The organism is Paenibacillus sp. 01T424 (genome assembly GCF_056398745.1).
On the sequence record NZ_JBFTPZ010000053.1, the window covers coordinates 49,585 to 57,817 of the forward strand.

Genomic DNA, 8,233 nt, shown 5'->3' on the forward strand with positions numbered 1-8,233 from the left:
CCTCCTTTTAAACGATTTTATGGTTCATGCCTGCCACCGTGTTGATAAAACGGCTTTAAAATCCGTATTCCAAATCACTTTCTACAATGAGCTGATTTATCGAATCACTACTAATTTGTTTCATGGCCGTTTTAGATTCTTTGTCTTCTGGCTCTTCTTGACTCGATTTATTGCAGCCGCTGATAAGAAGCTGCTTTATTTCCTTCAATTCATCCATTACTTTGCTGCAGGAGCATGTCCCCGTTGACGTACCGATACGTCCAATCTCCTGTTTAACTTGCTGTGCTACCCATTCAGATAATTCACGACTTGTAGATAAATGCTCCAAAAAGTCATGTACATCATCCGTAAATTTCAATGCGCTGACATTGTATTGATTTCGGCGTGTCATTCTGAATTAGCGATCCTTACGCTAACTGGAATGTTGCGTTTTAAATAATTTTTCGCAACGATCTCTGAAGCATAAATATTCAATTTGCGTGAATCTTCAGGAAATATATGATACAGCTTAGCTACTTTCTCGCCCAGTTGTTTACATAAGTAATCCATCATGTATTTGCGAAGTGCTTGATTTACACCACCAATGTGAACGTAATACACTAGATCCCCTTGCCTAAAATTGAAACTTTGTAATGACTTCTGCATGGCAACAGCTGCAAAATCATTTAGTACCGGCTCAATATCCTCTGTCAGAGGGAACTCTGCATGAGATACTGGATCCTTATATAAAAAAATTTGAGATTCAATGTGTGAGAGGATAAAGGATTCCAGAGACCGAACGTCCTGAAAATAATCCATAAGCTTGTCCGTTCTTAATTTCTCCAATACCGCTAAATAACTTTGATCCGTTGATGATACAAAGTCATCTGACTTTTGAGCTCCGTTTAGATCAGGCTGCAGCTTACATAAATCTTGACTTTGACCTCCAATATCATCTATGACCGTAAATGCTTCCTTGTACCTCTTAGCATCCTCCTTTATATTGCCTTCAAGATCGAGTTTCAGAGCATGTCGCGCATTTTCTCCTTCTATGCGGCACTCAGCATAATTCACTTTAATCGTTAGTTTACGACTAAATCCTGGAGTAATAAGTTCGAAAGAGGTTTCTACTTGAAAACGATCTGCCATCGTTGCTAATTTTTCTTTAAAACTATTTCCTTTCTTAACCAGCCAAACTGGTAATAACGTGCCAAAATACTCAATCGATATGGTATCTTGATTCAGCTCTGGGCATTTAAATGCATGATATAATGCTAATCCAGCAAGCCAAGTAACCCATACCGTCTCAGATTTTGTTTTATCATGTAATTTATAGATATGAGCATTACCTAAGAGCTCCGCCTGTGCTCGTTTTCCAACCATGAAGAACAGATCACCCGACTTGACAACAAGTTGTTCTCCAAGGGAATCAGCAGGAATGGTCTGTGCAAATAACCCCTCTACAGCCTCTGACGAAATTTCTTTAATAGATGAAGGCATCTCAAAATAATGACCATCAATCATGAATTGGCCAAGTGAGTTACCAAAGTCGGTAACCATACGTTGAATATTCAATTGTAATTCCTCCTATTAGTTATTTCGTATTCACTGATAGATTCACTTCTAAGATTTGTTTTGTATAATTTTCTCTTGTTTCTTTATGTTAGAGTAATTCTTCAATGCTTTAGCGACTAGTTTTAAAAATTCGTCTTCATAACTTTCAAGTGCTTTCAACGGTATTCTCCTTTCTACGAAGTTTCTGATTTATTTGAAGGAAAAAACAAAAAGGAAAATTTGAGGTTAAATTATGAAATATTCATTGCGGTAAGTACAGGGGAAAGTGTAAAATTGTAGGTGTCTAGGCAACAATCATACTTTTTCCCTGAGAAGATGGTCGACTCGTAATCGATCATCTTTTCTTTTCGATTTGAAATATGACTATATATCGCAATTGAATCGATAAATAATTCAGGATCAGTCACTTATATTGTTTCAAAACGAAACATTTTTAATCAAAAAAAAGCGTCCAATCAAATTTTAAAGCACCAGCTATTTTCTTAGCTGTATCAACGCTTGGAGAACGCAGACCATTCTCAATATTCGTGTAATTACTCCTACTGACTCCAGCACGATCAGCAACTGTTTCTTGACGTTCCAGACCTCTTAGTTGAATGAGCCATTCACGATTGGATTCTTTCATTTCGTCACCCCCTTATAAAATGTTTCGTAACGAAACCTTTATTGTGTTCATTATATGTTTCGTAACGAAACTTGTCAATGATTTTGTTTCTTATTGAAATGATTTCGTATATGTTTCAATAAGAAACGTTATAATAGTCTTGAGGTGATTAATATTTCAGAATTAATGGGTAAAAGAATTGAACAAGAACGAATTCGAAATGATTGGACTCAAGAAATAGTAGCTAACAAACTTGGTGTAGCTAGATCAACATATGCTAACTATGAAGCCGGTAAACGTGAACCTAGTTTAGAGAACATTAAACTATTGGCAGATATTTTCGATGTAACTACCGATTATTTAATAGGTCATTCAGACATTAGAAATTTATTTGATAAGAATAATATTGAGAGAATTAATCTAACTGATGACAAAAAAGTCGAGTTGTATAAACTTCTTGAGAAAATGAACAAAGAACAAGTCGATCATATCCTTAAAACTGTTCAGTTTATTATTAAAAATTAATTCTTTTTGATCTCTTCTAAAAAATCAACTAGTATGTACATATTCGGATCTACCTTTAAGTGTTTAACTAATATCTCAAACTCTTCATTTGACATAGCTCCTATTAGTTTTACTATTTCATCTATTTCCAAATCCATCCCACCATCCCACTCTAGATGCTATTATATTTACCATTAAGATTGAGCAACTTTAACGGTTGCTCTATTTATGTTTCTATCATGACACTTTGTTGCAGCTCACTTCACAAATTTTTAATTTGAAGATTGTTCATCTTTTTCCATATCATTCAGATAAATCAATAGTAAAATATACGCAAGTTTCAGTCAACAGTTAAATAATTATGATGTTGACTTTTTGGTGAAACTTTTATTAAAATACAGATTATAAACATGTGAGGTGAAATGATGACTTATCATCAAATGCTTAAAAGCTATATTGCTCAATCGGGTCTTACATTGCATGATATCTCAAAGGAATTAACAAATTTCGGTTTCAATATTAGTAAAGGATACATCAGTCAATTACAAAATGGTAAGACAGATAGACCTGCAACAGATGATTTAACTAGAGCTTTAGCTAAAGTTACAGGAGGAAACATTGAACAACTACTAACAGCTTCTTTTCTTGAACGCGCTCCTGAAGAAATAAAATTGAAATTTATACGCTTGAGTACTATGATTTCTGAAGATAATATTCAAGAAACAAACAAGCAGTTCATAGAACTCCCTGTTTATGAAAGTTTTTCAGGAAAGCACCGTTCAAAACGAATATTAGAAACTCAATATATAGATATTTCTAATGTGTTAGACAATGAAGTCTTTGCCGTCAGTGTACAAGGAAATACTATGACTGAAGACTTTATTAATGAAGGTGATATAGTTATTTGTACTGCTACAGAAGAAATAAGTTATAACGATATTGCATTAGTGTCAATTAATAATACTAATGCCAACATTTATCGAGTTCTTTTTCAAGATAATTTGTGTATGCTCATTCCATCAAATAAAAAAATGCAACCATTACTTGTATCTAGTTGTGAAGTGATCATTCTAGGGAAAGTAATTGAACTCAGGAAGAGATATTGATAAAGGTAACAAGGAGGTTATTAGGTTGGTTGTAAAAAATAGAATTGAAAATAATACGTATCAACAAGATGATCAAATAGAAGCAATAGGCTATATAAGACAAAGTGATGAACGCGATGATAAAGAAGATATATCAGAACAAACTCAATTAACAAAAATTAAACAATTCTGTGATATTAACAATTGGAAACTTGTAGATGTCTTCAAAGACATCGATTATTCTGGTTTTCGAATCAGCTACCTTAAAAGACCAGGCATTATGAAATCACTGGAATACATAAAATCTCATAAACGTGTTCGAAAATTTGTAATCTTTAATCTCTCCCGCTTAACACGTAGGAAAAAAGATTTTCTACTTATACATGAATCTTTATCCAAATTAGATGTAGATATCTGTTCCACTGCTGAACTATTAGATTTCAGTTCACCAACAGGAAGATTAGTTGCTAATATACTTGTTAATTTCAATGAATATTATAGTGATAATCTTAGTGATGTTACTAGTGATAACAAAAAAACAAATGCAGAAAAAGGACGTTGGAATGGTGGACCTGCCCCATTTGGTTTAATAAAGAAAGAAGGTGTTTTTAAAGCTGATGGATTAGATGCAGAAGCAGTCATACACTCATTTAAAATGGCAAAAGAGGGAAAAGGACCTTACATTATCTCAAAATGGCTAAAAAGTGCTTCAGTAACCACAAAAACAAATGTCGAATGGACACCACGAAGAGTACGTTATATGTTAACTAATCCAACCTATGCTGCTATGCAAAATTGGAAGGGAGTTTTATATCCACTAATAGGCTATGATGCTTTAGTAAGCTTGGATGATTATACATATGTTCAGAGTACGTTGTTTGGTCGAGAAAACTTTTGGAGAGGTAGAGAGCGACAATTATTATCTTCAATCCTACAGTGTCCAATGTGTAGTGGCAAAATGTATTCAAGACAAACAGGAAGCAAGAAAACACGAAGATATGTATGTAGTAATAAAAATGAACATGGAAATTGTAATAGTCCAGTGATTGACCTCCCTTCACTCAATGATGCAGTTCTAAAAAGAATTGTTGATATCAGTAATGGTAGGTACAGTAAAGAACAAATATCGAGCAAATTAGTTGACGATATAGATGAGACAACAAATGTTCTTCAACAATTACAAAATGAATATAACAGTTTAGAAAAGGCAATTCAGGATGTTTTTGATGATTTCTATATCTATAAAAAACTCAGTGAGCAACATTATAATGATTTAATGAAGCGGTACGAAAACAGGCAAAAAGAAATTAATAAAAAACTTGAAAAAATGCCTATACCAAAAACCAATAATAAATATGGGAATTTTGATGACCTTCTTAGTGAACTTGCAATCGCATTTGAACTCGGACTAGATTCACGTGATAAACGTATCATGACAGAACTTATTATAGAAAAAATAATTCCAAACAGAACCACACAAATTCACTTTAGATGGGGTGAAATACAAGAGATTAACTACACAAAATCATCTTACAAGAATAATGAGGTTCTATTTTTTAAAAAAAAAAACCACTCCGAGGAGTGGTCCGCTTTCATTATGAAAGCTACAGGATTTGGATAGGAGTGGAGAGAAACCATACTGTACCYTTATTATATGTATACGCTTCCATTTTGTCAATAAGCGTTTTTATTTTGTTCGAAATAAATTGTAAACGCTTTTTTTAATCAAAAATGACGAACACCCGATTAAAGGTGTACGTCATAGCCTTTAGCAGTAAGTACGATAACAGCCTGATCCAGATACTCTTGACTTCGGAATGAAAGTCTTAGAACGCCTGGCACGTCTTCTCTGCTCTCAATAATATGAATGTTGCTCAGGTTGATAAGGCTGTTCCCAAGCTCACTTGTGATTTTACCGATAATACCAGGATGATCTGGAATATCGACATAACAGTCGAATGCAGAATGAATCATGCCTTTGCGGCGCTCAGGCATTTTGCTGCGGAATTGACCTGCTGTTTCAAAAGCTTCAGCAATCGCATCCCCATCTGAACTCTCCAGCATAGACACAAATTTATCCGTTTCCTTGCTCCAATCGCGCAGCAGCTCAAGCAAAACCTTGCGATTATTAATTAATATATCACGCCAAATAATCGAATCGCTTGATGCTATCCGTGTAATATCGCGGAAGCCCCCTGCTGCTAACGATTCATATAGCATATTATTTTCGTTATATCCGCGAACCTGATTCACAAGTGACACGGCAATGATATGCGGCAAATGGCTTATCGCGCCTGCTATCTCATCGTGCTCTTTCGCATCAACTTTTACGATATTCGCTTTCGTATGGCTGAGTAAATCAACTAGACGCTCCACTGCTTCCTCAGGCGTATTCTCATCAGGTGTCAGCACATAGAAGGCGTTCTCGTATAGATGCGATGAAGCCGCTTCAACTCCTGTACGCTCAGAGCCAGCCATCGGATGCCCGCCAATAAAAGTAGCTTGTCCAAAATCAAGTGATTTTGCACATGCCATAACAGAAGCCTTCGTGCTCCCAGCATCTGTAATGATACAGCCGGGTTTTAATTTAAACGCACTGAGCTTCTCGATATATTCCTCAATGTTGCCGACCGGTACACAAACGAATATAAAATCTGCTTGCTCGGCCGCTTCTTGCATTGAAGTCGTTGCAAAATCAACCACACCCCGCTGCATGTACTTCTCTACCTGCGAGGGGCGGTTTGAATGTCCGATTACTGTAATATTTGGTTTTCCTTTAAAACAAAGGGCGATCGAACCACCGATCAGCCCTACTCCAAAAATCGCTACAGTCGTCATAACTTTATCCTTGCACCGCCGATTCTTGCAAAACCTGTTCTAGTGCTGTAATGAATTTTTCATTTTGCTCACTTGTACCAACTGTAATCCGAATATGATTCGGGTAGTAAGTCCAGCGCGGTCTTGAAATAATTCCTCTGCGCAGCAAACCGTCGAATACTTCAGGTGATGGACGCTTCACATCTACCATTACGAAGTTGCCGTATGCAGGGAAGCAAGATAAGCCAAGGCGATCAAATTGCTCCGACAAATAAGCAAGACCTTGTTTATTTTGGTCACGACAGTAGTCAATAAATGCTTTGTCAGCAAGTGCTGCTTTCGCTGCAGCTTGTGCCGCTCGCGACGTGTTGAATGGTTCACGCACCTGATTCGTATAACGAATGACATCAGGATGCCCAACGCCATAACCAATCCGCAATGCAGCTAGGCCAAAAATTTTCGAAAAAGTTCTCAGCACGATTAAATTGCGGTGCTCGCGCAGCAATTGTATTCCGTCTGGAAACTGCGGGTCATCGATGTATTCCCCGTAGGCTTCATCAAGTACAACAAGCACGTTCGTTGGCACCTGCTGCAAAAACTCAGAAAGCTCAGGCAGTGTGACAATGGTACCCGTTGGATTATTCGGATTGCAAATCCAAATGATTTTAGTTCGCTCAGTAATTTTAGACAGCATTGCAGGCAAATCATGCTTGCCGTCTTTTAAAGGAACCTCTATGATCGTTGCATTCTCAATTTCTGCATTATGCTTGTATTGCGGGAAAGTTTCGTCCGCCATAATCGTTTCGTCGCCAGGAACGATAAACGCTCTATTAATCATAAGAATAATTTCACTGGAGCCCGTGCCAAAAATAATTTGATTCGTATCTACGCCAAGTTCTTCCGCAAGTGCAGCCGTTAGTTCAACGCTCGCACCATCTGGATAAATATTAAAATTGCCTAATTCTTCAATGACTGCTGCTTTAACTTGTTCAGAACAGCCAAACGGATTTTCATTAGATGCAAGTTTGATGACTTCTTTTAACCCTAGCTCCCTCTTAACATCTTCAACCGGCTTTCCGGGTTGATAGACGGGAAGGTGGACGATATTACTTTTGGGCTGCATGAGCCGTTCACCTCTTTTATAATTGACTAGTCTCATTACTCGACATCCATTGTCTCATATCTGTGTTAGGTTTTAAAGTTTTTTTAACACAAGATTGGTCTATTGCGCAAGATTATATCGAAATTGTGATATATGTTTAATGAACTTATGATGCAAAAGGGTCTTTTTTTAATCAATGGTTCAGTTTCTGTATAAAAAATGAAGTGAAGGACATCCGCTTCCATGCCAAAAACAGTTCAAAACCATCGCTTGAAACAGTCTATTAAATTTCTTCATTTAAATAACGGACATCAGATCCCTTATTTGATGATAATCATGCTTTTTCTCGATATAACGGACATAGGATCCCTTATTTCTTAAATTTACATACAATTGAACGCCTTTTAGATAAAATAGCGGATTCTATGTCAGTTAAATAATAATTTTAGGGTGACGTACAATAGTTTGTGTACCAAGTTTTGGAGTCTATTCAAAACACAAAAAAGTAGGGTATCCTCGGGATTGCTGAGATCACCAAGAAGGAGCCCTACTCGATGAATACTATAC

At 36.4% G+C, this 8,233-nt stretch carries 8 protein-coding genes; 3 read left to right on the plus strand and 5 right to left on the minus strand.

All coding sequences use genetic code 11. The features are described 5' to 3' along the window. Window positions 1–55 precede the first annotated feature (55 nt). The 3 genes from AC1DPK_RS29410 to AC1DPK_RS29420 all read right to left on the minus strand — a co-directional run bounded on the left by AC1DPK_RS29410 (window position 56) and on the right by AC1DPK_RS29420 (window position 2,179). Entirely contained in the window at window positions 56–391 is a 336-nt protein-coding gene (locus AC1DPK_RS29410; protein ID WP_441883427.1) for a hypothetical protein, read from the minus strand. Next, a complete protein-coding gene (locus AC1DPK_RS29415) occupies window positions 388–1,554 on the minus strand; it encodes an Alp7A family actin-like protein (protein ID WP_477512455.1) in 1,167 nt (388 codons plus the stop codon). The genes AC1DPK_RS29410 and AC1DPK_RS29415 overlap by 4 nt, the downstream gene beginning before the upstream one ends. 433 nt (window positions 1,555–1,987) lie before the next feature. Continuing rightward, window positions 1,988–2,179 (minus strand): helix-turn-helix transcriptional regulator, encoded by a 192-nt coding sequence (locus AC1DPK_RS29420; protein ID WP_441883423.1) that lies wholly within the window; start codon window positions 2,177–2,179, stop codon window positions 1,988–1,990. A 144-nt stretch (window positions 2,180–2,323) separates the two neighbouring features. On the opposite strand from AC1DPK_RS29420, the gene AC1DPK_RS29425 reads away from it, so the two are divergent. From AC1DPK_RS29425 to AC1DPK_RS29435, 3 genes are all read left to right on the plus strand, one after another. After that, window positions 2,324–2,683 carry a helix-turn-helix domain-containing protein gene (locus AC1DPK_RS29425; protein ID WP_477512456.1) on the plus strand — a complete coding sequence of 120 codons (360 nt, stop codon included), beginning with the start codon at window positions 2,324–2,326 and terminating at the stop codon, window positions 2,681–2,683. A gap of 401 nt (window positions 2,684–3,084) precedes the next feature. Then, entirely contained in the window at window positions 3,085–3,768 is a 684-nt protein-coding gene (locus AC1DPK_RS29430) for a LexA family transcriptional regulator (RefSeq protein ID WP_477512457.1), read from the plus strand. Window positions 3,769–3,793: 25 nt separating this feature from the next. Further along, window positions 3,794–5,368, plus strand: coding sequence for a recombinase family protein (locus AC1DPK_RS29435; protein ID WP_477512459.1), 1,575 nt, complete (start codon window positions 3,794–3,796; stop codon window positions 5,366–5,368). A 125-nt stretch (window positions 5,369–5,493) separates the two neighbouring features. Here the strand turns inward: AC1DPK_RS29435 and AC1DPK_RS29440 are convergent, their stop codons facing one another. Next, on the minus strand, window positions 5,494–6,585 hold the full coding sequence (locus AC1DPK_RS29440; RefSeq protein WP_477512460.1) for a prephenate dehydrogenase: 1,092 nt from the start codon (window positions 6,583–6,585) through the stop codon (window positions 5,494–5,496). A gap of 4 nt (window positions 6,586–6,589) precedes the next feature. Next, window positions 6,590–7,687 carry a histidinol-phosphate transaminase gene (hisC, locus tag AC1DPK_RS29445; protein WP_477512461.1) on the minus strand — a complete coding sequence of 366 codons (1,098 nt, stop codon included), beginning with the start codon at window positions 7,685–7,687 and terminating at the stop codon, window positions 6,590–6,592. Between the last annotated feature and the right edge of the window lie 546 nt (window positions 7,688–8,233).